The organism is Micromonospora sp. NPDC047465, from assembly GCF_040643125.1.
Classification (GTDB): domain Bacteria; phylum Actinomycetota; class Actinomycetes; order Mycobacteriales; family Micromonosporaceae; genus Micromonospora.
This window is the reverse complement of the sequence record NZ_JBEYTP010000019.1, coordinates 107,164-130,714: the sequence shown is the minus strand read 5'-3', so window position 1 is coordinate 130,714 and position 23,551 is coordinate 107,164. Positions and strand designations below refer to the sequence as shown.

The window sequence follows — 23,551 nt, the reverse complement described above, 5'->3', positions numbered from 1 at the left end:
TCCCGGACGTTGCCGTGCAGGTAGTCGATGCCCAGCGTGGAGAGGTAGTCCGCCTTCGCGGGGATGAGCAGGTGGTCGCTGGCGGCGCGAGGCAGCCACTGGAAGGGGCACCTCGTGCTGGTCGATGCCGTGACCGCGTTCGATCCCACCGACGCCGACGTCCGGCGTGACCCGTACCCGTCCTACCACTGGCTGCTGCGGCACGACCCGGTCCACCTCGGCGCCCACCGGGTCTGGTACGTCTCCCGTTTCGCCGACGTGCGCGGCGTGCTCGGCGACGAGCGCTTCGCCCGGACCGGCATCCGCCGGTTCTGGACCGACCTCGTCGGGCCCGGGCTGCTCGCCGAGATCGTCGGCGACATCATCCTGTTCCAGGACGAGCCCGACCACGGCCGGCTGCGCGGGGTGGTCGGCCCGGCTTTCTCGCCGTCCGCGCTGCGCCGGCTGGAACCGGTCATCGCCGGCACCGTCCACGACCTGCTGCGGCCCGCCCTGGCCCGCGGCGCGATGGACGTGGTCGACGAGCTGGCGTACCCGCTGGCGCTGCGCGCGGTCCTCGGCCTGCTCGGCCTGCCCGCCGCCGACTGGGAGCCGGTCGGGCGGTGGTCGCGCGACGTGGGGCGGACCCTGGACCGGGGCGCCAGCGCCGAGGACATGCATCGCGGCCACGCGGCGATCGCCGAGTTCGCCGAGTACGTGGAGCGGGCCCTCGCGAGGCGGCGGCGCGAGGGCGGCGAGGACCTGCTGGCGCTGATGCTCGATGCCCACGACCGCGGCCTGATGAGCCGCAACGAGATCGTCAGCACGGTGGTCACGTTCATCTTCACCGGCCACGAGACGGTGGCCAGCCAGGTCGGCAACGCCGTGCTGAGCCTGCTGGCGCACCCCGACCAGCTCGACCTGCTCCGGCGTCGGCCGGACCTGCTGGCCCAGGCCGTCGAGGAATGCCTGCGGTACGACCCGTCGGTGCAGTCCAACACCCGGCAGCTCGACGTCGACGTGGAGCTGCACGGCCGGCGGTTGCGCCGCGACGACGTCGTGGTCGTCCTGGCCGGCGCGGCGAACCGGGACCCGCGGCGGTACGACCGGCCCGACGAGTTCGACATCCGGCGGGACCCGGTCCCGTCGCTGTCCTTCGGCGCGGGGATGCGCTACTGCCTCGGGTCCTACCTCGCCCGTACGCAGCTGCGCGCCGCGGTGGCCGCGCTGGCCCGGCTGCCGGGCCTGCGGCTGGGCTGTGCCCCGGACGGGATGACCTATCAGCCGCGCACCATGTTCCGGGGCCTGGCCAGCCTGCCGATCGCGTTCACGCCGGGCGGTTGAGCGCCGCGTCGTCCCTGTCCGAGCAGGAGGAATTGTCGACCATGAGCCATCCCGAACCCGAGTACGACGTGATCGTCGTGGGCGGCGGCCCGGCCGGATCGAGCACGGCCGGTCTGCTCGCCCAGGAGGGCCACCGGGTCCTGCTGCTGGAGCGCGAGAAGTTCCCCCGCTACCACATCGGCGAGTCCCTGATCAGCGGCGTCACCCTCACCCTGGACGCGCTCGGCGTGCGCGAGCGGATGGCGGAGCTGCGCTTCCAGATCAAACACGGCGGCAGCCTGCTGTGGGGGGCCGACCAGACCGCCCCGTGGTCGTTCCGGTTCCGGGAGATCCGCGACGCCCGGTTCGACTACTCGTGGCAGGTCCGGCGCGCCGAGTTCGACGCGATGCTGCTGGACCGGGCGCGGGAACTGGGCGTGGTGGTGGTCGAGGGAGCCACCGTCCGGGGGCCGCTGGCCGACGGCGACCGGATCGCGGGCGTCAGCTACCAGTTCCGGGGAGAGGCCGACCCGATCGACGCCCGCGCCGCGATCGTGGTCGACGCGTCAGGGCAGCAGCGCTGGCTCGGCCGGCACTTCGGGCTGGTCTCCTGGCACGACGACCTGCGCAACATGGCGACGTGGAGCTACTACGCCGGGGCGCTGCGCTACCCCGGCGACCACGAGGGCGACCTGCTCGTCGAGAGCCGCTCCCACGGCTGGCTCTGGTACGCGCCGCTGAGCCCCACCCTGACCGGGATCGGGTACGTCACCCCGTCGGACCGGTTCGTCGAGTCCGGCCTGCCCCCGGAGCAGTTGCTGGAGAAACAGATCGCGGAGTCGAACGAGGTCGCCTGGCTCACCAGCGGCGCGCGGCGGGTCGACGTCTACCGCACCGCGCGGGACTGGTCGTACGCGTGCAGCCAGTTCTCCGGGCCGGGCTGGGTGCTGGTCGGCGACGCGGCCGCCTTCATCGACCCCCTGCTGTCCTCCGGCGTGACGCTGGCGATGCGCGGCGCGCTCAGCCTGTCCCGGGCGGTGCACGAGGCGCTGGCCGCGCCGGAGAAGGAGCGTCACCTCATGCAGGTGTACGAGGACCGTTACCGGGACTTCCTCGCCGCCCTGATCGACCTGATCCGGTTCTTCTACGACGGCGCGCACGGCCGCGACGAGCTGCACCTGCGTGCCCAGACCATCGTGGACCCGGACCGGCTGATGCCTCCGAAGATCTCGTTCGTCTCCCTGCTGTCAGGGCTGGCGCGGGGCGACGAGACGCTCGACATCGCCCCTCGGGCGGCCATTGACCGGCCGTCAGGCGCTATATAATCTTAAAGCGAGTTGCCTCGATCACGTCGAACGCCGAGGAGAGAAGCCGATGCGCACCGCCGGAACGTACATCCGTGGGATCGGGGCCTACCTTCCTGAGACCGTCACCGTCGAGGACGCCGTCGCCCAGGGCCTGTACCCGCAGGAGGACATCGAGACGCACGGGCTGGGCGGCGCCGCGATCGCCGGCGAACTGCCCGCGCCGGACATGGCGCTGCGCGCCGCGCAGGACGCCCTCAAGGAGAGCGAGCTGGGCCGCGGCGACATCGACCTGCTGCTCTACGCGGCCACCTGGCACCAGGGCCCCGAGGGCTGGCTGCCGCACGCCTACCTCCAGCACTACCTCCTCGGCGGGGTGCCCCGGGCGACCGAGATCCGGCAGGGCTGCAACGGCATGTTCACCATGCTCGAGATCGCGGCCAGCTACCTCAGGGCCGCGCCGGAACGCAAGGCCGCGATGCTCGTCGCCGCCGACAACTACGGCACCCCGCTGCTGGACCGCTGGCGCACCAACCTCGGCTTCATCCTCGGCGACGCCGCCTCGGCGGTGGTGCTGAGCACCGAGAGCGGCTTCGCCGAGCTGCTGTCGGTCTGCTCCATCACCGTGCCGGAGGCCGAGGAGGTGCACCGCGGCGGCGAGCCGATGTTCCCGCCCGGCATGACCGTCGGCCGGGAGCTCGACTTCGGCGCCCGGCTCTTCTACCACATCACCGAGCAGACCCCCGTGCTCGCCGTGCTCGGCGAGGCGCAGGAGACGATGACCACCGTCGCCGAGCAGGCGCTCGCCGAGGCCGGCATCGGCACGACCGACCTGGCCAAGGTCTCCTTCATGAACTACTCCCGCGAGGTGGTCGAGCAGCGCTGCATGGCGCCCCTGGGGCTGGGGATGGAGAAGTCCACCTTCGACTTCGGGCGCATGATCGGGCACTGCGGGGCCAGCGACCACCTGCTCGCCCTGCACCACTCGCTGCGGGCCGGCGAGGTCACCGCCGGCGACCACGTGCTCTGGCTCGCGATGGGCCCCGGCGTGGAGTTCACCGCCGCCGTCCTGCGCGTGCTGGACAACCCCTACGTCGACCGCTGACCGCACCCGCCCGCGCCGCGACCCGACCAACGGAGGTACGACGATGACCCGGGACGATCCCGCCGACAACCCGTACCAGGTGGCCGTCATCGGCATCGGTTGCCGGCTGCCCGGCGACGTCGACACCCCGGACGCCCTCTGGGAGCTGCTGCTCAAGGGCGGCCAGACCGCCGGGGAGATCCCGGCGCAGCGCTGGCGCGCCTACCGGGAGCGCGGCCCCGAGTACGAGGCGGTGCTGCGCGACACCGTCACCGCCGGCAGCTACCTGCGCGACGTCGCGGGCTTCGACCCGGAGTTCTTCGGCCTCTCGCCCCGGGAGGCGGCCGAGATGGACCCGCAGCAGCGGATCCTGCTCGAGGTCGGCTGGGAGGCCCTGGAGCACGCCGGCCTGCCACCCACCCGGCTGGCCGGCACCGACACGGGCGTCTTCGTCGGGGTCAGCACCACCGACTACGGCGACCGGCTGCTGGAGGACCTGCCGACCGTCGAGGCGTACACCGGGATCGGCGCGGCCACCTGCGCCCTGGCCAACCGCATCTCCTACGCGCTGGACCTGCGCGGCCCGAGCGTCGCCGTCGACACGGCCTGCTCGGCGTCGCTGGTCGCGGTGCACCTGGCCTGCCAGAGCCTGCTGCTGCGGGAGAGCACGGTGGCCCTGGCCGGCGGCGTGAACCTGGTGCTCACCCCCGGGCAGAACGCCTCCCTCCAGGCCGCCGGCACCCTCGCCCCCGACGGCGTGAGCAAGTCGTTCGACCGCGACGCCGACGGGTACGGCCGCGGCGAGGGGTGCGGCGTGCTGGTGCTCAAGCGGCTCGACGAGGCCGAACGGGACGGCGACCGGATCCTGGCGGTGATCCGCGGCAGCGCGGTCAACCAGGACGGCCACACCGACGGCATCATGGCCCCGTCCGGCCCCGCGCAGCAGCACGTCGTCCGCCGCGCCTGCGACCGGGCGGGCGTCGCCCCGGCCAGCGTGGACTACGTGGAGGCGCACGGCACCGGCACCCAGCTCGGCGACCCCGTCGAGGCGACCGCGCTGGCCGCCGTCTACGGCGCCGGCCGCTCGGGCGACCGGCCCTGCCTCATCGGCTCGATCAAGTCCAACGTCGGGCACCTGGAGGGCGCCGCCGGTGTCGCGGGGCTGATGAAGGCCGTCCTCGCGCTGCACCACGGCCAGATCCCGGGCACCCCGCTGCGCGGCGAGCCGATCGACGCCGTCGGCGCCGGCACCGGGCTGCGCCTGGTGACCGGCACGCTGCCCTGGCCCGAGCGGGACGGCCCGCGCCGCGCAGCGGTCTCCGGGTTCGGCTACGGCGGCACCATCGCCCACATCGTCCTGGAGGAGGCGCCGCCCGTTCCCGCCGGCGCCGACGCGCCGCCGGCCGACGACGCCGCCCGGCCGCTGTTCCCGCTGTCGGCCCGGTCCGACGCCGCCCTGCGCCAGCAGGCCGCCCGGCTCGCCGACCGGCTCGACGGGGACGACCGGCCGGGCCTGGCTGACGTCGGCCACACGCTCGCGCGCCGCCGGGCCCACCTGACCCACCGGGCGGTGGTCACCGGGCAGGACCGCGACGAGGTGGTCGCCGCCCTGCGCCGGCTCGCCGCCGGCCAACCGGACCCCGACACGGTCTCGGGGGTGGCGCCGGCCGGCCGGCCCGCCCGGCCCGTCTGGGTCTTCTCCGGGCACGGCTCGCACTGGGCCGGCATGGGCCGCGACCTGCTGGCCCACGAACCGGCCTTCGCCGCCGCGATCGACGAGATCGAGCCGGTCGTCGCAGAGGAGGCCGGCTTCTCGCTGCGGCAGGCGCTCGCCGACCCCGAGCTGGCCGGGGTGGACCGCATCCAGACGCTGACCTTCGCCATGCACGTCGGCCTGGCCGCGGTCTGGCGGGCGTTCGGGGTCCGCCCGGCCGCCGTCATCGGGCACTCGGTCGGCGAGGTCGCCGCCGCCGTGACCGCGGGCATCCTGACCCCGGCCGACGGGGCCCGGCTGATCTGCCGCCGGTCCGCCCTGCTGCGGCGGGCCGCCGGCCGGGGCGCGATGGCCATGGTCACCCTGCCGTTCGCCGACGTCGCCGAGCGGCTCGCCGGCCGCGCCGACCTGGTCGCGGCGATCGCCTCCGCCCCCGCGTCCACCGTGGTCTCCGGCGACATCGCCGCCGTGGACGCCGTGATCGAGCAGTGGCCGGCGGACCGGATCGCGGTCCGCCGGGTGCAGTCCGACGTGGCCTTCCACAGCCCGCACATGGACGCCCTCGCCGACGAGCTACGGGCCGCCGCGGCCGACCTACGCACCTCGGCGGGGACCGTGCCGATGTACTCGACGGTGCTCGACGACCCGCGCGCCGCGGCCGCCTGCGACGGGGCGTACTGGGCGGCGAACCTGCGCCGGCCGGTCCGCCTGGTCGACGCGGTCGGCGCCGCCCTGGCCGACGGGCACCGCACGTTCGTCGAGATCTCCGCCCATCCGGTCGTCGCCCACTCGCTGCGCGAGACCCTCGACCACGCCGGCATCGAGGACGGGTACGTCGGGACCACACTGCGCCGCCACGCCCCCGGGCACCGCACGGCCCTCGCCGCCGTGGCGGAGGCGCACTGCCACGGCGTCGAGGTCGACTGGGCCGCGCTGCGGCCCGACGGCGGGCTCACCGACCTGCCCCGCTACGCCTGGCGGCACCAGGAGCTGTGGCGCGAGCCCACTCCCCCGGTGGCCGCCGGCGGGCACGACATCGGCTCGCACACCCTGCTCGGCACGGCGACCACCGTCGCCGGCAGCGAGCTGCGGCTGTGGCACACGGTGCTCAGCGACGCCAGCCGTCCGTACCCGGGCAGCCACACGGTGCAGGGCGCGGAGCTCGTGCCGGCCGCGGTGCTCGCCGCCACCTTCCTCGCCGCCGGCGCCCGCGACGGCGCGCCGGTGGCCCTGCACGACCTGTCGATGCGGGTGCCGCTGGCCACGGCCGGGCGCCAGGAGATCCAGGTGGTGGACGACGGCGGGGAGCTGCTGCTCGCCTCCCGCCCGGCCGGCGCGGACGCCGCGCCGTGGCTGACCCACGCCACCGCGCGCGTGACGCGGGACGACGCCGCCCCGCCGGCACGGGCCGTCGACGCCCGGGGGCCGGGCGGAGTGGTCGCCGACCCGGGGCTCGTCCGGGACCGGCTGGCCCGGGTCGGCGTGCCCGAGACGGGCTTCCCGTGGCGGGTCGACCGCCTCACCACCGGCAACGGCGGGCTGCGGGCCCGGGTCCGCTTCCCCGAGCCGGCCGAGGACTGGGCGGCCGTCGTCGACGCGGCGGTGTCCATCGCGCCGGCCGCGTTCCCCGGCGAGCCCCGGCTGCGCCTGGTCGACACGATCGAGCGGATCTGGACGACCGGCGCGCCGCCGGCCGTCGCCATCGTCGACGTCGTGCAGGACGGTGGGCGGGAGGACACCGTCGACGTGACGGTCTCCGGGGCGGACGGCACGGTCGCCGCCCGGCTCACGGGCCTGCGCTACCCGGTGGTCCCCGACGCCCCGGCCGCCGACACCGACGGCACCGGCCCGGCCCGGCAGTCCCTGGCCGACCTCGACCCGGAGGAGCTGCGCGAGCGCCTGATCGAGGAGGTACGCGCGGTGGTCGCCGCCGAGATGAAGCTGGCCGCCGAAGCGCTCGACCCGCGCCTGCCGCTGGTGCAGCAGGGCATGGACTCGGTCATGACGGTCATCGTGCGCCGGCGGCTGGAGAAGACCTACCGCCAGGTGCTGCCCGCCTCGCTGTTCTGGCAGCAGCCCACCGTCACGGCGATCGCGGTGCACCTTGCCGAGCTGCTCGCCACCCCGTCGGCGGACGGGGCCGTCGCCGGCGCCGCGGCCCACTGACCCACCGGACGCGTCGACCCGGAGGAGCGCATGGAACTCACCACGACCGCCGCCCGACCCGGGCTGCGGCACCGGATGCAACAGCTGATCTACGGGTTCTTCACGGCGCAGACGCTGCACGTGGCGGTCCGGCTGCGGATACCGGACCTGCTCGCCGACGGCGCGCGGGACGTCGGCGACCTCGCGGCGGCCACCGGCGCGGACGCCCCGTCGCTACGCCGGCTGCTGCGGGCGCTGGTCTTCCTGGAGGTGCTCGACGAGCCCGCGCCGGGCACCTTCGCCCTCACCGAACAGGGCGAGGTGCTGCGGGCGGACGTGACCGGGTCGATGCGGGAGCTGGTGCTGCTGCTGTCCGGGCCGGAGAGCTGGGCCGCGTGGGGGCAGCTCGAACACAGCGTGCGCACCGGCGACGTGGCGTGGGAGCATGTGCACGGCCGGAGCTGCTTCGACCACCTGATGGCGGACCCGCAGCGGCAGGCGGCGTTCAACGCGGCCATGGCCGAGGGCTCGCGGGCCTTCGTGCCCACGCTGCTGTCGGCGTACGACTTCGGCGACCTGCGCACGGTGGTGGACGTGGGCGGCGGCAGCGGCGCCCTGCTCGCCGGGGTGCTCGCGGCGCACCCGCACCTGCGCGGCACGGTCTTCGACACCCCGGACGGCCTGGCCGACGCGGCGCGCACCGCCGCCGAGCAGGGCGTCGCCGACCGGTGCGGGGTGGAGGCCGGTGACTTCTTCGTGTCCGTGCCGTCGGGCGCGGACGCCTACGTGCTCAAGAGCGTGCTGCACGACTGGGACGACGAGCAGTGCGTGCAGGTGCTGCGCACCGTCCGCCGGGCGGCCCGGCCCGACAGCCGCGTGATCCTCGTCGAGTCGCTGATGCCGGCGACGGTCACCACGGCGCCGAGCGTCGCCCAGGTGGTCATGAACGACCTGAACATGATGGTCTGCCACGGCGGCCGGGAGCGCACCGTGGCGGAGTTCCGCGAGCTGCTGCGGGCGGCGGACTTCCGGCTGGAGTCCGTCACGCCCTGCCCGGCGCCGAGCGTCGTCGGCATCCTGGAGGCCACGCCGACCCCGGTCACCGGGCCGGACGGGAGCTGACGCGATGGCGCGCATCGGCGACCTCGACGCCGCCCGGCCCGCGCCGGAGGCGCCCCCCGAGGACATGGTCCGCATCCCGGGCGGGACGTTCCTGCAGGGCTCGCCCGAGCGGACGCTGGACTGGCTGGACAGCGAGGGCCAGGCGTTCCCCCGCGACTGGTTCACCGACGAGACGCCGCAGACTCCGGTCACGCTGCCCGACTACCTCATCGACCGGCACCAGGTGACCGTCGCCCAGTTCGCCGCCTTCGTCTCCCGCACCGGCTACGTCACGTCCGCCGAGCGGGCCGGCGGCAGCATGGTCTACGGCGAGCAGTACTGGGAGGTCCTCGAGGGCGCCTGCTGGCACCGCCCGGCCGGCTACGGCAGCGGCGTCCGCAACCGCGACGACCACCCCGTCGTACACATCTCCTTCGCCGACGCCGAGGCGTACGCACGCTGGGCGGGCCGGCGGTTGCCCACCGAGTCGGAGTGGGAGCGGGCCGCCACCGGCCCGTCGTACCGGCTCTGGCCCTGGGGGGACACCTGGGACAGCCGGAACGCCAACACCGCGGAGCACACGGCCGGGGCCCTCGGCGATCTGGCCGCCTGGCGGACCTGGTGGGGGGCCATCCACGCCGCCCAGGGGCCGATGCCGCAGACCACGCCGGTCGGCGCGTTCTCGCCGCGCGGCGACAGCGTCGACGGGTGCGCCGACATGACCGGCAACGTCTACGAGTGGACGTCCACGGTGGCGCACCTGTACTCGCCCACCACCCGGTGCGACCCGACGATCCACCTGGTGATGGGGCGTTTCCGGGTGATCCGGGGCGGGTCCTGGATGAACTTCCGCTACCAGGTGCGGTGCGCGGAACGGTTGTACGGGGACCCGACCGGATGGTCCAACTTCGCTCTCGGCTTCCGTTGTGCGCGTGACGTCACGGCGGTCCCCGACGTCGACGACAACGGGAGGTAGCGATGGTCACGGTGTTGCTGTCGGCCGGCTGGGCCCACCGGGGGCAGAAGAGTTTCGAGTGCCGTGAGGGCACCGTGCGGGACGTCATCAGGGAGTTCGTCGAGACGTACCCCGTCTACCGCCGCCGGCTGCTCGACGACACGGGCGAGCCGCTGACCTACTACAACGTCTACCTCGACGGGGACCTCGTCGAGAAGGCGGACCGGTCCCGGGTGACCGCCCGGTCCGACAGCACGGTCGCCATCGTCCCGCCGCTGGCCGGGGGCTGACCCACCGGTCGGACGCCCGGGTCCCGACCCGGCCGGCGTCCGGCCACCGGCGTCCCGCCGAGCGCGTCCCCGTCAGGGAGGAAGCATGCTCCTGCCGCACACCGACGCCCGACCCGGCCCCGGCCGGGCCGACCGTGACGACCTCGCTCGCCGGCTGGCCCGGTCGGCCCGGCACCGCCCCCGCCCGGCCGGCCGGCTGGCGGCCTGGCTCGCGCAGCGACAGCGGGCGAACCCGTTCGAGGTCACCGAGGTGCCGTTCGCCGACCTGACCGGCTGGCACTTCGCGCCCGACTCCGGCGACCTGGTGCACGAGAGCGGCCGGTTCTTCAGCGTCGAGGGCCTGCACGTGCGGACCGACCGCGGGCCGGTCGGCGAGTGGTGGCAGCCGATCATCCACCAGCCCGACCGGGCGATCCTCGGCATCCTGGCCCGGGAGATCGACGGAGTGCTGCACTTCCTCATGCAGGCCAAGATGGAGCCGGGCAACGTCAACGGCGTCCAGTTCTCCCCCACCGTGCAGTCCACCCCGAGCAACTACCAGCGCACGCACCGCGGCGCCCGGTCCCGCTACGTGGAGTACTTCCTGGAACCGGGGCGCGGCCGGGTCCTCGTGGACGTGCTCCAGTCGGAGCAGGGCTCCTGGTTCCGGGGCAAGCGCAACCGGAACATCATCGTCGAGGTCGCCGACGAGGTGGCACCGCACGAGGACTTCGTGTGGCTGACCCTCGGCCAGATCCACGACCTGCTGCACCGGCCGAACCTGGTCAACATGGACGCCCGTACCGTGCTGTCCTGCCTGCCCGGCCACGCGGTCGCCGACGAGGACGGAGACGGGGATGCCGGGGCGATCGGCCGGGCGGTGGCGGAGTCCTCGCTCGCCGACGACGGCGCGTGGCATCCGCTGCTCGAGGTCCGCAACTGGCTGACCGCCAACAAGGCCGGTCCCACCCTGGCGACCCGGCAGGTCCCGCTGCGCGAGGTGCGGGACTGGTACCGCACCGACGACGAGATCCGCCACCGCTCCGGCCGGTTCTTCCGCATCGTCGGCCGGCGGGTGCGGGCCAGTAACCGGGAGGTGGCGCAGTGGTGCCAGCCGTTGCTGGCGCCGTGCGGGACGGGTCTGGTGGCGTTCGTCGTCCGACGCATCGACGGCGTGCTGCACGTGCTCGCCCACGCCGATCTGCGGCCCGGCTACCGGGACACCGTCGAGCTGGGGCCGACCGTTCAGTGCACCCCGGACAACTTCACCGGCCCGGCCCGCGACGGCCGCCCGACGTACCTCGACCTGGTGCTCTCCGACGAGGTGCGCGTGCACTACGACGTGCTGCAGTCGGAGGAGGGCGGGCGGTTCCACCACGCGGTGACCCGGCACATGGTGGTGGAGGTGGGCCCGGACTTCCCCACCGCGACACCGCCGGACTACACCTGGCTGACCCTGCGCCAGCTGACCGCCGTGGCGGCCTTCAGCTACCAGGTCAACATCGAGGCCCGCAGCCTCCTGCTCTGCCTGCGGGCGCTGCGATGACCGGGCGCGACGGCCGGCCCGACGGCGGCCAGCCGGTCCCACCCGGGCCGCCGGTCGCGCCCGGGCCCGCGGTCACGGCCGAGCCGGCGACGGCCGGGCCGGCCGGGGCCGGGAGCGCGGCCGGGATCGACGCGTTTCCGCTGCCCCGCCGATGCCCGTTCGGCCCGCCGGCCGAGTACGCCCGGCTGCGGGCCGAACAGCCGGTCGCCCGGCTGCCCATGCTCGGCGGCAACACGGCTTGGGTGGTGTCCCGGTACGCCGACGTCAAACAGGTGCTCGGCGACCCGCGGATGAGCGCGGACCGGCGCCGGGCCGGTTTCCCGCGGTTCGCGCCGACCACGGAGAGCCAGCGGCAGGCCTCGTTCGAGAACTTCCGCCCCCCGCTGAACTGGATGGACCCGCCGGAGCACACCGCGGCCCGCCGCCAGATCGTCGACGAGTTCGCCGCGCGGCGGGTGCGACAGCTGCGGCCGCTGGTCGAGCGGGTGGTGGACGAGCACCTCGACGCCATGACGGCCGGGCGGTCGAGCGCCGACCTGGTGCCGTCGTTCAGCTATCCGGTGCCGTCGCGGGTGATCTGCGAGATGCTCGGCGTGCCGTACGGCGAACACGCGTTCTTCGAACGCCGGTCCACCCGGATGCTGAGCCGCGGCGCGCCCGCGAACGAGCGGGCCCGGTGCGCCCGCGAGATCCGCGACTTCCTCGACGACGTGGTGACCGACAAGGAGCGGCACCCCGGAGACGACGTGCTCAGCCGGCTGCTCGCCGCGCAGCGCGCGGCCGGCGAGCCGGACCACGAGGCCGTGGTGAGCATGGCCTTCGTGCTGCTGGTCGCCGGGCACGTCACGACGTCGAACATGATCTCACTGAGCGTGCTGGCCCTGTTGACCCATCCGGAGCGGCTCGCCCGCCTGCGCGCCGAGCCGGACCGGTTCCCCGCCGCCGTCGAGGAGTTGCTGCGGTACTTCACCGTCGTCGAGGCGGCGACCGCGCGCACCGCCACCGCCGACGTGACGATCGGTGGGGTGACCATCCGGGCCGGGGACGGGGTGGTGGCACTGGGCCAGGCCGCGAACCGGGACCCGACGGCGTTCGACCGCCCGGACGAGTTCGACCCGGACCGCGACGCCCGCCACCACCTCGCCTTCGGCTACGGACGCCACATCTGCCCCGGCCAGCACCTGGCCCGGTTGGAACTGGACGTCGCGCTGAGCCGGCTGGTCCGGCGGCTGCCGGGGCTGCGGCTGACCGTGGACGTGGACGACCTGCCGCTCAAGGAGGACGGCAACATCTTCGGCCTGTACGCGCTGCCGGTCGCCTGGTGAGCCGACCGCACGGCCGCCGGGGGCGGGACTGCGCCGGGGGTCAGCCCCGCTGGGCGATCACCGTCGTCCACGCCTGGCTGATCCGCTCGGCCGACTCGGACGCGGCCGCCATGTCCTCGGGACCCGCCGTGGCGATCCAGTCGACCGCGCGGCCCTCGGGCAGCGTGCCGGCGAGGTAGTCGTCCAGCGCGACCAGGCTCATCTCCCAGCCGGCGCCGATGCCCCACGCCCCCGGCGCCGCGTTCGGGATGATGTCGGCCGGCACCGGCGCGTGCTCCAGCTCCAGGACGGTGGCGTCCCCCGCCGGTGTGAGCCGCAGCTCGACCTCGCTGCTGCCGTCACTCGACTCCCAGGTCAGGCCGATCGTGTTCGGCCGCTCGCACCGCAGGATCTCGCCGCTGGCGTTGCCCTCCAGTTGGAAGCGCCCGCCGACCCGCAGGTCACCGGAGATCGGCAGGAACCAGCGCACCAGGCGCTCGGGATCGGTGATGGCGTCCCACAGCTCCTCCGGTGAGGCGTCGTAGCTGCGGCGGACCACCAGGGCGTTCATGCCGCTGGGGTGATCGCGCAGCTCGCGCTCGGTGTCCCTGACGACGTCGGACGTCTTGTTCATGCCACTTGGCCTTCCTGCTGGTGCGTGGTGCCAGCGGAGCCGGTCCGGCCCGCACGTCGAGGACTTTAGCAGCCATGACTTACCTAACGTCCGATTTGTGCCCGCCGCGCGTCCGCACCACACGAGCGGGTGACTTGACATCCTCCCCCGCCTAAAAGCGGGGGATTCCCACCCTCACGAGTTGGGGTTCCTGGTTCACCGCAGACCGCACGAAAGGAGGTTCCCCCTCGTGTCTGACGTCCGCTCCGCAGGCGTTTTGTGTCTCGACCAGCCCGGCCGCGACAGCGATGTTCTTGGCGGCGTTGACGTCCCGGTCATGCCGGGTGCCGCAACCCGGACACGACCAATGCCGTGTGCCGAGGGAAAGCTGGGCGAGCAGGTGCCCGCACGCCGAACACGTCTTCGACGACGGGTACCAGCGGTCCACCACGGCGAGGGTACGGCCGTCGCGGTGCGCCTTGTAGGCGAGCAGGGTACGGAACTCGGCCCAGCCGGTACGCGAGATCGCTCTGGCCAGGCAGCCGTTGCGGACCATGTTCGCCACCGCCAGATCCTCCACCGCGATGGCCGCGAACCGGCGCACCAGGGCGGTGGACTGCTGGTGGAGGAAGTGCCGGCGCGCGTCACGTACCCGCGAATGCGCCCGCGCGACTTTCCGCTTGGCCTTTGCGCGGTTGGCCGAGCCCCTCTGCCGGCGGGCCAGCATCCGCTGGTAGCGCTTCAACCGACGCTCCCGACGCTCCATGTGCCTCGGGTGGGGGATGCGCTCGCCGGTGGACAACACCGCGAAGTCGGTCAGACCGAGGTCCACGCCCACCACCTCGCCGGTGGGTTCGGGTGCGGCGGGTGCCTCAATGTCGACGGCGAAGGTCACGAACCAGCGGCCGTCCGCCTCACGCGACACCGTCACCATCGTCGGACCCAACCCCGCCACGTCCAGGTCCGGCCAGGACCACACGAACCGCAGCACACCCGGCGTCTTCCCCAACGACAGGTTCCCGCCACGCAATCGGAACGCCGACCTGGTGAAACTGGCGGACTGGCGGCCGTGCCGCGACTTGTACCGCGGATACCGGGCCCGCTTGGCGAAAAACGCCGTCATGGCGGTGTGCTGGTGCCGCAGGGTCTGCTGCAACGGCACCGACGACACCTCACCCAGAAACGCCAGATCGGGCTGCTTCTTCATCTCCGTCAACGCCCGATCCGTCTCCGCGTAGGAAGTGGATCTCCGCTCGGTGTGCCAACGAGCATGACGGGCAGCGAGAGTGCGATTCCAGACCACGCGCACACACCCGAACGTGCGGTTCAACACCACCGCCTGCTCCGGCGTCGGGTAAGCCCGACACCTGTACGCCGTCCGCACAGGGACCAGTCATACCAGAAGGGACAGTCATGGCTGACACTGCGTCCGCCATTCCTCCCCGCCCTGAAGGACAGGGCATCCTGGCGGTGATCCGGTGAAGGCGGCGCGACGGGGCGGTGATCGACGATGCGCTGCCCCCGAACGGCGAGCGACCGCCAGGGCCGGCCCGGGCGGCGGGGGCCTCGGGAAGGACGACGCCACGCGAACCGGACGCGCGGTGGGCGGGCGCGGCCGGGCGGGCCCTGGAAGTGGTCCGAGACGGGTGCCACCGGGCGGGACCCGGAGAGCGGACCGGCGCGGGCAGGCCACCCGGGCGGGCCGCGACGGGGTCGCGGGATCAGGCGGTGTCGCGGTCGACGCGGGAGCGGCGCCGGGCGAGCAGCACGAGCACGGCGAGGAGCGCGAGGCCGTCGACGGCGAGCAGGGCGGCGCCGACCGGGTCGACCCCGTGGGCGTGGGCCGGCGCCGGGGGCTCCGGCTGCGGGGCCGCCGCGCCGCCCGCCGCGCCCACCGTGAACCGGGCGATGCCGGAGGCGTCCCGACCGTCGTCGGTGACCACGTGGTACGCGACGGCGACCGCACCGGACCCGGTGACCCGCACCGCCTGGGCCAGGCCGTCGCGGCCGACGGCCGTCAGCGCCCCCTGGTTGAGCAGGGACCGGTCCGCGTCGTAGACGGAGATGTGGGATCCGGCGAGGTCCGGCCGGCCGTCGACCCGGATCCGTACCGCGGTCGGCGCGCCCGACAGGACGGCGCCGTCGGCCGGATCGAGCGAGACCACCTCGACCTTCGACGCGGCGGTGGACGTGGAGTCGATCCTGCCGGCGAGGGCGAGGACGGCCACCAGCGCCGCCACGGTGAGGGCGGCGCCGGCGTAGATCCGTCTCGTGCTCGACATGACGGCGGGGTCAGTCGGTGGCGGCCACGGGCTGGCGCCACGTCGGCGCACCGGCCCGGTGCACGCAGGAGCACGTCGCGGCGGCCCGTTCCGCGGCGTTCGGGCGCAGGTGCAAATACATGGCGATCAGCATCGGGAGAAAGACCACCGAGTTGTAGAACAGATGCAGCTCCACCCGGGGCACGATCAGCTGGAGCAGGCTGGTCGGCTCGGCCGCGCCCGACAGCCGGAAGGTGCTGTGGGCCTGCACGAGCAGCAGCGCGTGCTCGATGTGGTGCCAGAACTGCAGGGCCAGGGCCACCATCCACCAGGCCCGGGAGCGGCCGGTGAACCCGGACCGCAGCATGAACAGGCCGATCAGCATCAGGATGGCGTAGCCGTAGTGCATCCACTCGGAACTGACCAGCCAGGGGAACGGCATCCCCAGCACGCCGCGCGCCTCCGGCCGCGGCCAGCCGAGCACCCAGATCTGGTACGCCTGCACCAGGTGCTCCGCCCAGTGCGCGACGACGACCGCCATGTACAGGGCGAGCGCCGTGCGGTGGAACCTGCCGTTGAGTGACGCCATCAGGCCGGGTGACGCGTTGCTCGCAGCGGTTGCCATGGATCCTCCAGACTCCACACCGGAAGGTGTCCCCTCAACGCTAGAGGCGTGACGACCGCAGCGTGACTCTGAGATTGCGCTGAGTACGCCGGCGGAGGTGAGGGCGTCGTGGATCGGGCGGGATCCGGCGGGGCGGACCGTCAGCGCAGCCGCGCGGTCACCGCGGCGAGCAGGCGTTCCTGCTCCGGCACCAGGTAGAGGTGGTCACCGGGGAAGGTCTCCAGCGCGAAGCCGCCGGTGGTCAGCTCGGCCCAGGCGTCCACCGTCGCGGTGGTGCGGGTCGGGTCGCCGCCCAGGTAGGCGGTGATCACCGAGCGGCTGCGCCTGTCGCCCCGTACGGTCGAGCGGCACGTCTCCAGTCTGATCACCAAGACCGGCTGCCGAACCGGATCGCGCTGAGCGACTTCGCCGCCGGCGCCCAGGAGGAGTGGACGGTGCCGGCGGTCAGCTGACGGTCGCCGCCCACGCCTTCTTGGCGTTCTTCCAGGTCGGAGAATTGACCTCGTCCCAGGCGCGGTGGCGCAACTCCTCCAGGACCTCCGCCGGCACCAGGGTGCCCGTCATGTTGGCCCGGTAGATGTTCATCGTGTCCGGGTCGAAGTCGGGGCTGATGTGGCCGCCCGCGATCGCCATGTCGAACAACGGCGCGCCGGGCAGCGGTACGACGAGGAAGAAATTCGCGGCGTCCAGCCCGTAGGAGACGTGCTCCTTGGCGAGCTGGATGGTCGTCTCGATCTCCTCCAGCGTCTCGTCCGGGTAGCCCATCATGTAGTTGCCGTAGATCTGGAAGCCGTACTCCTTCATGGCGACGATCAGCCCGGGCAGGTCGGCCTTCTCGATGTTGAGTTTGTTGCTCGCGTACTTGCGGATGATCCGCAGGTTGCCCGACTCGAACGGCATGTTGATCTGTGTGAAGCCCGCGTCGGCCATCGCCTCCAGGACCTCGTGGTCGGGCTTCCAGCGCTTGAGCAGGTGGATGAGGTTGATGCCGTTGAGGTCGCAGATCGTCACGCCCGCGCCCTGGATCTTCTTGAGCAGCCGCAGGCCGCGCCGCTTGTCGCCCAGGAGCGAGTCGTCCTCGATGAACACGTTGTCGACGCCCAGGTTCTTCAGCGTCTCGATCTCCGCCAGCACCCGGTCGTCCGACTTGACGCGGAACTTGCCGATCGGGCCGCTGGGGCTCCCCTCCTGCTCGCCGGCGATGTGGCAGTACGCGCAGTGGAACGGGCAGCCGAGCGAGGTCATCATGGTCGCGTAGCGCAGCTCGGCGCCGGGCTCGAAGAGGCCGGAGTGCGGCCGGGCGATCGTCCAGTACCGCTCGTTGGGCAGCAGGTCCCAGGCCGGCATGGGCAGGGTGTCCAGGTCCCACACGACGTCCTGCGCCCGCGCGGGGTTCATCCGGATCCGGCCGTCGTCGAGGAAGGCGACGCCGTGGATGTCGGCGAAGCTCGGGTGCGCCGACCGTCGTACGGCCTCGACGATGTCGATGATCGTGTGCTCGGCCTCGGACAGGCAGACCACGTCGAAGCCCGCCCCGAGGAACTGCGGCAGCCGCGACCGCGCGTTGACGCCGCCGGTGACGAGGAGCTTCTCCGGGTAGGCCGCCCGGATGAGCCGCGCGCAGTGCAGGACCATCGTCTCCTGGTCGGTGAAGATCGAGGTGATGCCGACGATGTCGTGGTCCTTCACCACCTCGAGGATCCGCTCGTCGCTGACGCCGGTGCGGAGGAAACCGCTGGGCAGCGGCGTGGGGTTGGCGAAGATCTCGTCGAGCGGGTCGGCGCCCTCGCCGACGCAGGCGTCGAAGACGCGGACGTGCACGCCGTGCTCCCGCAGGGCTCCGCCCAGGTTCGGGTACGCGAGCGATCCGTTCGGCTTGCACACCGTGCCGGGGGCGGTCTGGTTCGGCGGGTACAGCAGCAGCACGCTGACGTCACGAAGACCCATGGCGAAATACTACCTAGTTTTGAAGTGGAAACAAGGACCATGGCGGCACAGACCGAATTCAGAATCGATATGTCAAGTGGATGGTCAGGGCGCGACCCGCTCCAGGTACGCCTCGACCTCGTCCGCCGCCCGGGCCGGTCCACCGGCCGAGAGGATGTCGCGCTGCATCTCGCGGACGCGCTCCCGGACGGCGGAGTCGGCCGCGAGCCGTTCCACGGCCTCGCGGATGCTGGCCGGCTCGAGCTGGTCCGGTCGCAGCACGGAGCCCAGGCCCAACTCGATGACGCGATCCGCGGACGGGGCGGCCTCGGTCGCGAAGTGCGGCACGAGCACCAGGGGGACGCCCGCGGCGAAGGCCTCCAGCACGGCTCCGGTGGTGCCGTGCGTCAGGCACGCCGTCGCGTGCGCGAGCACGGAGTGGAACGGGATCCACTGGTGCGCCTCGACGTTGGGCGGCAGGGGGCCCAGCACCGCCGGGTCGAGGAAGCCGCCGATCGCCATGACCACGTGCCAGGGGGTGCCGGCGAAGGCCTGCGCGCAGGCGCGGAAGAACTCCGGGTGCTCGTTGAACTGGTTGCCGAGCGAGACGAGCAGCACCGGCGCGTCCGGCCGCGGCGGCTGCCAGCCGGGCTGGCCGTCACGGCCGGTGAGGGTGGGCCCGACGAACGCGAACCGCTCGTCGAAGGTCTCGGCGAAGGGCTGGAACAACTTCGGCAGGAAGACGATGGTGAGGCCCTCGATCTCGTCCCAGTACTCCCTGACCGGGGTGTCGACGCCGTACTGCCCGAGCAGGTCGACCAGCACCGAGTGGACGGCCTCCACGTCGGCCGGGTGGCGTTGGCCGTTGCTCTTCCACAGCTCCTTGAACAGCGAGTAGTGCTCGTTCGCGGCGAAGCCGCCGGTGAGGCGTACGGCCGGCCGGTTCCACCGGGTGGCCAGGAGCCGCCCGGCGATGAACGGGAACACGTCGTAGACGACTAGGTCGGGCGGGTTGTCCCCCAGCGCCTCCTCGGCGGCCCGCAGGATGGCCACGTTCTCCCGGACGTACACCAGGTGCAGTTGCGTCTCGGCGTCCTCCTGCTTGACGACCTCGGGCACGTGGAAGGTGTCGAACTCGGACTTGTACAGCGCGACCTCGGCGCCGGCGGCCTTGACCTCGTCGGCGAACAGCGGGGTCGTCACGTACGTGATGCGGTGCCCCCGCCGGGCCAGCTCGCTGACGAGGCCGAGCGACGGGTAGACGTGACCGTGACCCTGGACGTTGGCGAAGAGGATGTGACGCTGGCGCATGGGCTCACTCCCGGCTGGTCGTCTCGGCGTTGGCAACGCGGCGCGTGCGCGCGGAGCGGTGGCTCCACTGGGGCCCGGCCGCGCCCGCCGACAAGGGCGACGACGGCACGACGAGGGGCCAAGGCTTTAAACATATATAGCACAATTGATCGAGGCATCGCTATGCCGGAAGATCCGGCGACGGCCGCGGCGGCGTGTCGTCGGCCCGTCTCTCGCTGCCGGGAAGGGCGCCGCCGGGTGGAGCGCCGGGGCGTCGGAGGTCGTCACGGCGGGCGGTGGAGCGCCGGGGCGTCGGAGGTGGGCAGGGCGGGCGGTGGAGCGCCGGATCCCGTCGGCGGTGGGCCGGCCGCCGTGGCGGCCGGCCCGGTGTTTCAGCCGAGGGCGGGCGCCCCGGACGGCTCCGGGAGCACGGCGAGCAGCTCCGCGACGGCGGCGGTCATGGCCTCCCGGCCGGCGCTCAGGTAGCGCCGGGGGTCGACCGAGCTGTCCGTCGCGAGCGCGGCCCGGACCGCGCCGGTGAACGCCACGTTGAGGGCGGTCCCGACGTTGACCTTGACGATGCCGTTGCCGACCCCGGCCCGCAGCTCCCCGAAGGGCACGCCGGACGACCCGTGCAGGACCAGCGGCACCGGCACGGCCTCGCGCAGCGCCACGATCAGCTCCTGGTCCAGCGTCGCCGTCCGGGTGGTCATCGTGTGCGAGCTGCCGACGGCGACGGCGAGCGCGTCGACGCCCGTCTCCGCCACGTAGCGGGCCGCTTCCTCCGGGTCGGTCCGGACTCCGGCGAGGTGGGCGCTGGCCGGCGCTCCCGGCTTGCCGCCGACGTGGCCCAGCTCCGCCTCCAGCCACAGGCCCTGCTCGCGGGCCCAGTCCGCCGCGGCGCGGGTGGCCGCGACGTTGTGGTCGTACGGCAGCGCGCCGGCGTCGAACATCACCGAGCTGAATCCGGCGTCCACCGCCTGGCGCAGCAGCGTGACGTCCTCCACGTGGTCGAGGTGCAGGCCGAGCGGGACCGGACAGAGGCGCGCGACCTCGGCCGCCGCGGCGGCGATCGGCAGCACGCCGGCGTGGTAGCGCACCGCGTTCTGGCTGATCTGGAGGATCGCCGGGCGGTCGGCGGCGGCGGCGCCGGCGGCGATCGCCTGGGCGTGTTCGAGCGTGATGACGTTGAAGGCCAGCACGGCGGTGCCGGCGGCGCGGGCGGCGGCGACCAGTTCAGCGGTGGCGGCGAGCGGCATCGGTGACCTCCTCGACGGTGACGTGGGTGAGCAGCCGGTTCGCCGTGGGGGCGTCGAAGTCCCCGGCGTACGGCGAGACGACGGCCGCGGCCGAGATCGCGGCGGCCCGGGCGAGGGTCCGCGGCCACGGCCGCCCGGTGGCGAGCCCCTGGGCGAGGACGGCGGCCAGGGCGTCACCCGCGCCGGTGGGGTTGCCGAGCACGGTCTCCGGCGCACGCACCTCGTACGCCGTTCCGCCGGCAACGGCGACGAAGCCCTGGGCGCCGCGGGAGACCACCGAGGCCCCGGCCCCCAGGTCGCCCAGCCGGTACGCGGCGGAGACCGCCTCCGCCCGGGTGCGGGGCGCGGCCCCGACGATGTCGGCGATCTCGTCCGCGTTGGGCTTGACCACGTCGGGGCGTGCGGTGAGCGCGTGGTGCAGCGTGGCCCCCGCCGCGTCGACCAGCACGACCGCCCCCGCCGAGTGGGCCGCGACGGTGAGGTCGCGGTACGCGGTGACCGGCACGCCGGGCGGGCAGCTGCCCGAGAGCACCACCACCGCCGCGGACGCGACGGCGTCGTCGAAGCGTTCGGTGAAGGCGCCCCACTCGGCCGCCGTGACGACGGGCCCCGGTTCGTTCAGGACGGTCGCCGCTTTCGGGGACACCACGGTGACGGTGCGCCGGGACTCGCCGCCGACGGTGGTGAGGTCGGCCGGGATGCCGGCGTCGCGCAGCTCCTCCCGGATGGTCTCGCCGGTCGTGCCGCCGGCCAGGCCCAGCAGTCGGGTCCGGGCGCCGAGCAGGGACAGCACGCGCGCCACGTTCACCCCCTTGCCCCCGGCCCGGTACCGCGTCGTGGTGACCCGGTGCGAGGTGCCGGGAACGAGATCGGGCACCGTGTAGGTGACGTCGATCGCCGGGTTGGGACAGACCGCGAGGATCACGGTCGGCTCGCGGTCGCCGGCAGCACGACGGACCGGGTGAGGTGGCGCGGCCGGTCCGGGTCGAGGCCCTTGCGGTCGGCGACCGCGACGGCGAGCCGCTGCGCGGCGACCAGCTGCGCCATCGGGTCCGCCGGGGACTGGACCACCATGGCGCCGGTGGCAGCCACGTCCTCCCGCAGGCCGTCCGGCGCCGGCCCGAGGATCCACACCGCCGACTGCGCGTCGGCGACGCTGATGGGGCCGTGCCGGTACTCCATCGCGGGGTACGACTCCGCCCACGCCTGCGCGGCCTCGCGCAGCTTCAGGGCCGCCTCGTGCGCCAGCCCGACCGACCAGCCGGTGCCGAGGAAGGTGAACTGCCGGCGGTCGAGCAGCGCCGGGTCGACGGGGGCGGCCAGGACCGCGCGGGCGTCGTCGACGGCGGTGCCCAGTCCGGCGCCGACGGCGCAGCGCCACAGCGCGAGCGCCGTCGTGGCGAACCGGGTCTGCACGACCGACCGCTCGTCGGCGAAGTCCAGCACCACGGACTGGTCGGCCAGCCGCGTGGCCGCCTCGTCGGGGACGGCGGTGACGACGGTGGACCGCTGGCCGGCGGGGAGGTCGGCGAGCAGGCGGAGCACCTCGGTGGTGGTCCCGGACCGGGTCAGGGCGACGACCCGGTCGTAGCGGCGGTGATGCGGGAACTGCGAAGCCGCGAAGGCGTCGGTCTCGCCGCCGGCGGACTCCCGCAGCGCGGCGAAGCACTGTGCCATGAACAGCGACGTGCCGCACCCGACGACGGCGACCCGCTCACCGGGTGCGGGCAGCGCCGCCGTCACGGCCGACGACCGGGCCAGGCTCTCGGCTCGCGACCACGACTCCGGCTGCGACGTGATCTCCTCGGTGATGTACGCCATCGACTGCCACCTCATGCAATAAACGTGCCGAAAATTTGCAACTTATTGCAGGACGCTACGGCGACGGGCGGCACCGGTCAAGGTGGGTCGGGCAGGGCGGGCGAGCCGATAGGGTTACCCGCCGGATGCGTCCAGGGACCGGAGTGCGCGACGATGAACCGCTACGAACGGTGGAACAAGCTGCTCGAGATGCTGGCCGAGCAGGGCCAGCTGGACATCGAGACGACCGCCGCAGCGCTGCGGGTCAGCGGCGCGACGGTGCGCCGCGACCTCGACGAGCTCGCCGCCCAGCGGCTGGTCACGCGGACCAGGGGCGGCGCCGCCGCGAGCAACGTCACCTACGACCTGCCGCTGCGCTACAAGGCGGGCCGGCACGCACCGGAGAAGCAGCGCATCGGCGAGGCCGCCGCGGCCATGATCGCCCCGCACTCCACCGTCGGCATCAACGGCGGCACCACCGCGACCGAGGTCGCCCGCGCCCTGGCGCTGCGCGCCGACCTGGCCGCCGACGGCCGCACAGCGGCGCTGACGGTGGTCACCAACGCACTCAACATCGCCAACGAGCTCATCGTCCGCCCGCACATCCGGGTGGTCCTCACGGGAGGGACGGCCCGGCCCCACTCGTACGAGCTGGTCGGTCCCATCGCCGCGACGATGCTCGACGGGGTGGCGTTGGACGTCGCGGTGATCGGGGTGGACGCGATCGACCACCGGCACGGGGCGAGCGCGCACCACGACGGCGAGGCGGCCGTCAACCACACCATGCTGGCCACCGCGGCCCGCGCGATCGTGGTGGCGGACGGCTCGAAGCTGGGCCGTCGCGCGTTCGCGCGCATCTGCACCGTCGGCGAGATCGACACGCTGGTCACCGACACCGGCGCGGACGACGAGCAGGCGGCGCTCCTGACCGAGGCCGGGGTGACCGTGGTGCGGGCCTGACCGGCCGCATCACCGGGGTCGGCCGACACCACGGCGCCCTCCGGCGGCCCGGCCGCGGTCTGTCGCCTCCCGGCGCGCACCCGGGGCTGGTGG

At 73.6% G+C, this 23,551-nt stretch carries 20 protein-coding genes; 10 read left to right on the top strand and 10 right to left on the bottom strand.

Annotation, left to right across the window (positions count from 1 at the left end):
- The first annotated feature begins 129 nt into the window (after positions 1 to 129).
- The 9 genes from ABZ793_RS19065 (at position 130) to ABZ793_RS19025 (ending at position 12,745) form a co-directional block, all read left to right on the top strand.
- Positions 130 to 1,323, top strand: a complete 1,194-nt coding sequence (locus ABZ793_RS19065) for a cytochrome P450 (protein ID WP_357458802.1) — start codon at positions 130 to 132, stop codon at positions 1,321 to 1,323.
- A 41-nt stretch (positions 1,324 to 1,364) separates the two neighbouring features.
- Complete coding sequence (locus tag ABZ793_RS19060) at positions 1,365 to 2,627, top strand: NAD(P)/FAD-dependent oxidoreductase (RefSeq protein WP_357458800.1); 1,263 nt, start codon at positions 1,365 to 1,367, stop codon at positions 2,625 to 2,627.
- 49 nt (positions 2,628 to 2,676) lie between these two features.
- Complete coding sequence (locus ABZ793_RS19055) at positions 2,677 to 3,711, top strand: ketoacyl-ACP synthase III family protein (protein WP_357458798.1); 1,035 nt, start codon at positions 2,677 to 2,679, stop codon at positions 3,709 to 3,711.
- Between the two features lie 43 nt (positions 3,712 to 3,754).
- Positions 3,755 to 7,570 (top strand): beta-ketoacyl synthase N-terminal-like domain-containing protein, encoded by a 3,816-nt coding sequence (locus tag ABZ793_RS19050; RefSeq protein ID WP_357458796.1) that lies wholly within the window; start codon positions 3,755 to 3,757, stop codon positions 7,568 to 7,570.
- A 30-nt stretch (positions 7,571 to 7,600) separates the two neighbouring features.
- On the top strand, positions 7,601 to 8,671 hold the full coding sequence (locus ABZ793_RS19045; RefSeq protein ID WP_357458794.1) for a methyltransferase: 1,071 nt from the start codon (positions 7,601 to 7,603) through the stop codon (positions 8,669 to 8,671).
- 4 nt (positions 8,672 to 8,675) lie between these two features.
- Positions 8,676 to 9,626 (top strand): SUMF1/EgtB/PvdO family nonheme iron enzyme, encoded by a 951-nt coding sequence (locus tag ABZ793_RS19040; RefSeq protein WP_357458792.1) that lies wholly within the window; start codon positions 8,676 to 8,678, stop codon positions 9,624 to 9,626.
- Between the two features lie 2 nt (positions 9,627 to 9,628).
- Entirely contained in the window at positions 9,629 to 9,895 is a 267-nt protein-coding gene (locus tag ABZ793_RS19035) for a MoaD/ThiS family protein (protein WP_357458789.1), read from the top strand.
- 85 nt (positions 9,896 to 9,980) lie between these two features.
- Complete coding sequence (locus ABZ793_RS19030) at positions 9,981 to 11,420, top strand: NDP-hexose 2,3-dehydratase family protein (RefSeq protein WP_357458787.1); 1,440 nt, start codon at positions 9,981 to 9,983, stop codon at positions 11,418 to 11,420.
- Positions 11,417 to 12,745, top strand: coding sequence for a cytochrome P450 (locus ABZ793_RS19025; RefSeq protein WP_357458785.1), 1,329 nt, complete (start codon positions 11,417 to 11,419; stop codon positions 12,743 to 12,745). The genes ABZ793_RS19030 and ABZ793_RS19025 overlap by 4 nt, the downstream gene beginning before the upstream one ends.
- A gap of 40 nt (positions 12,746 to 12,785) precedes the next feature.
- Here ABZ793_RS19025 and ABZ793_RS19020 read toward each other — a convergent pair whose 3' ends face one another.
- The 10 genes from ABZ793_RS19020 to ABZ793_RS18975 form a co-directional block, all read right to left on the bottom strand.
- Complete coding sequence (locus ABZ793_RS19020; RefSeq protein WP_357458783.1) at positions 12,786 to 13,358, bottom strand: SRPBCC family protein; 573 nt, start codon at positions 13,356 to 13,358, stop codon at positions 12,786 to 12,788.
- A 151-nt stretch (positions 13,359 to 13,509) separates the two neighbouring features.
- Positions 13,510 to 14,721 (bottom strand): transposase, encoded by a 1,212-nt coding sequence (locus ABZ793_RS19015; RefSeq protein WP_357458781.1) that lies wholly within the window; start codon positions 14,719 to 14,721, stop codon positions 13,510 to 13,512.
- 337 nt (positions 14,722 to 15,058) lie between these two features.
- A complete protein-coding gene (locus ABZ793_RS19010; RefSeq protein WP_357458779.1) occupies positions 15,059 to 15,619 on the bottom strand; it encodes a copper resistance protein CopC in 561 nt (186 codons plus the stop codon).
- Between the two features lie 10 nt (positions 15,620 to 15,629).
- Positions 15,630 to 16,223 (bottom strand): hypothetical protein, encoded by a 594-nt coding sequence (locus ABZ793_RS19005; RefSeq protein WP_357458777.1) that lies wholly within the window; start codon positions 16,221 to 16,223, stop codon positions 15,630 to 15,632.
- 140 nt (positions 16,224 to 16,363) lie between these two features.
- Complete coding sequence (locus ABZ793_RS19000) at positions 16,364 to 16,591, bottom strand: hypothetical protein (protein WP_357458774.1); 228 nt, start codon at positions 16,589 to 16,591, stop codon at positions 16,364 to 16,366.
- Positions 16,592 to 16,667: 76 nt separating this feature from the next.
- Complete coding sequence (locus ABZ793_RS18995) at positions 16,668 to 18,170, bottom strand: radical SAM protein (RefSeq protein WP_357458771.1); 1,503 nt, start codon at positions 18,168 to 18,170, stop codon at positions 16,668 to 16,670.
- An 84-nt stretch (positions 18,171 to 18,254) separates the two neighbouring features.
- Complete coding sequence (locus tag ABZ793_RS18990; RefSeq protein WP_357458768.1) at positions 18,255 to 19,460, bottom strand: macrolide family glycosyltransferase; 1,206 nt, start codon at positions 19,458 to 19,460, stop codon at positions 18,255 to 18,257.
- Positions 19,461 to 19,831: 371 nt separating this feature from the next.
- On the bottom strand, positions 19,832 to 20,698 hold the full coding sequence (locus ABZ793_RS18985) for a class II fructose-bisphosphate aldolase (protein ID WP_357458765.1): 867 nt from the start codon (positions 20,696 to 20,698) through the stop codon (positions 19,832 to 19,834).
- The gene (locus tag ABZ793_RS18980; RefSeq protein ID WP_357458762.1) at positions 20,676 to 21,623 is read right to left on the bottom strand and encodes a hexose kinase; all 948 of its coding nucleotides are present in this window, start codon (positions 21,621 to 21,623) and stop codon (positions 20,676 to 20,678) included. Before ABZ793_RS18980 ends, ABZ793_RS18985 begins: the two co-directional genes overlap by 23 nt.
- A complete protein-coding gene (locus tag ABZ793_RS18975) occupies positions 21,620 to 22,519 on the bottom strand; it encodes a sugar isomerase (protein WP_357458760.1) in 900 nt (299 codons plus the stop codon). Before ABZ793_RS18975 ends, ABZ793_RS18980 begins: the two co-directional genes overlap by 4 nt.
- A 153-nt stretch (positions 22,520 to 22,672) precedes the next feature.
- Between ABZ793_RS18975 and ABZ793_RS18970 the strand changes: the two genes are divergently transcribed.
- Complete coding sequence (locus ABZ793_RS18970; RefSeq protein WP_357458757.1) at positions 22,673 to 23,458, top strand: DeoR/GlpR family DNA-binding transcription regulator; 786 nt, start codon at positions 22,673 to 22,675, stop codon at positions 23,456 to 23,458.
- Positions 23,459 to 23,551: the final 93 nt, after the last annotated feature.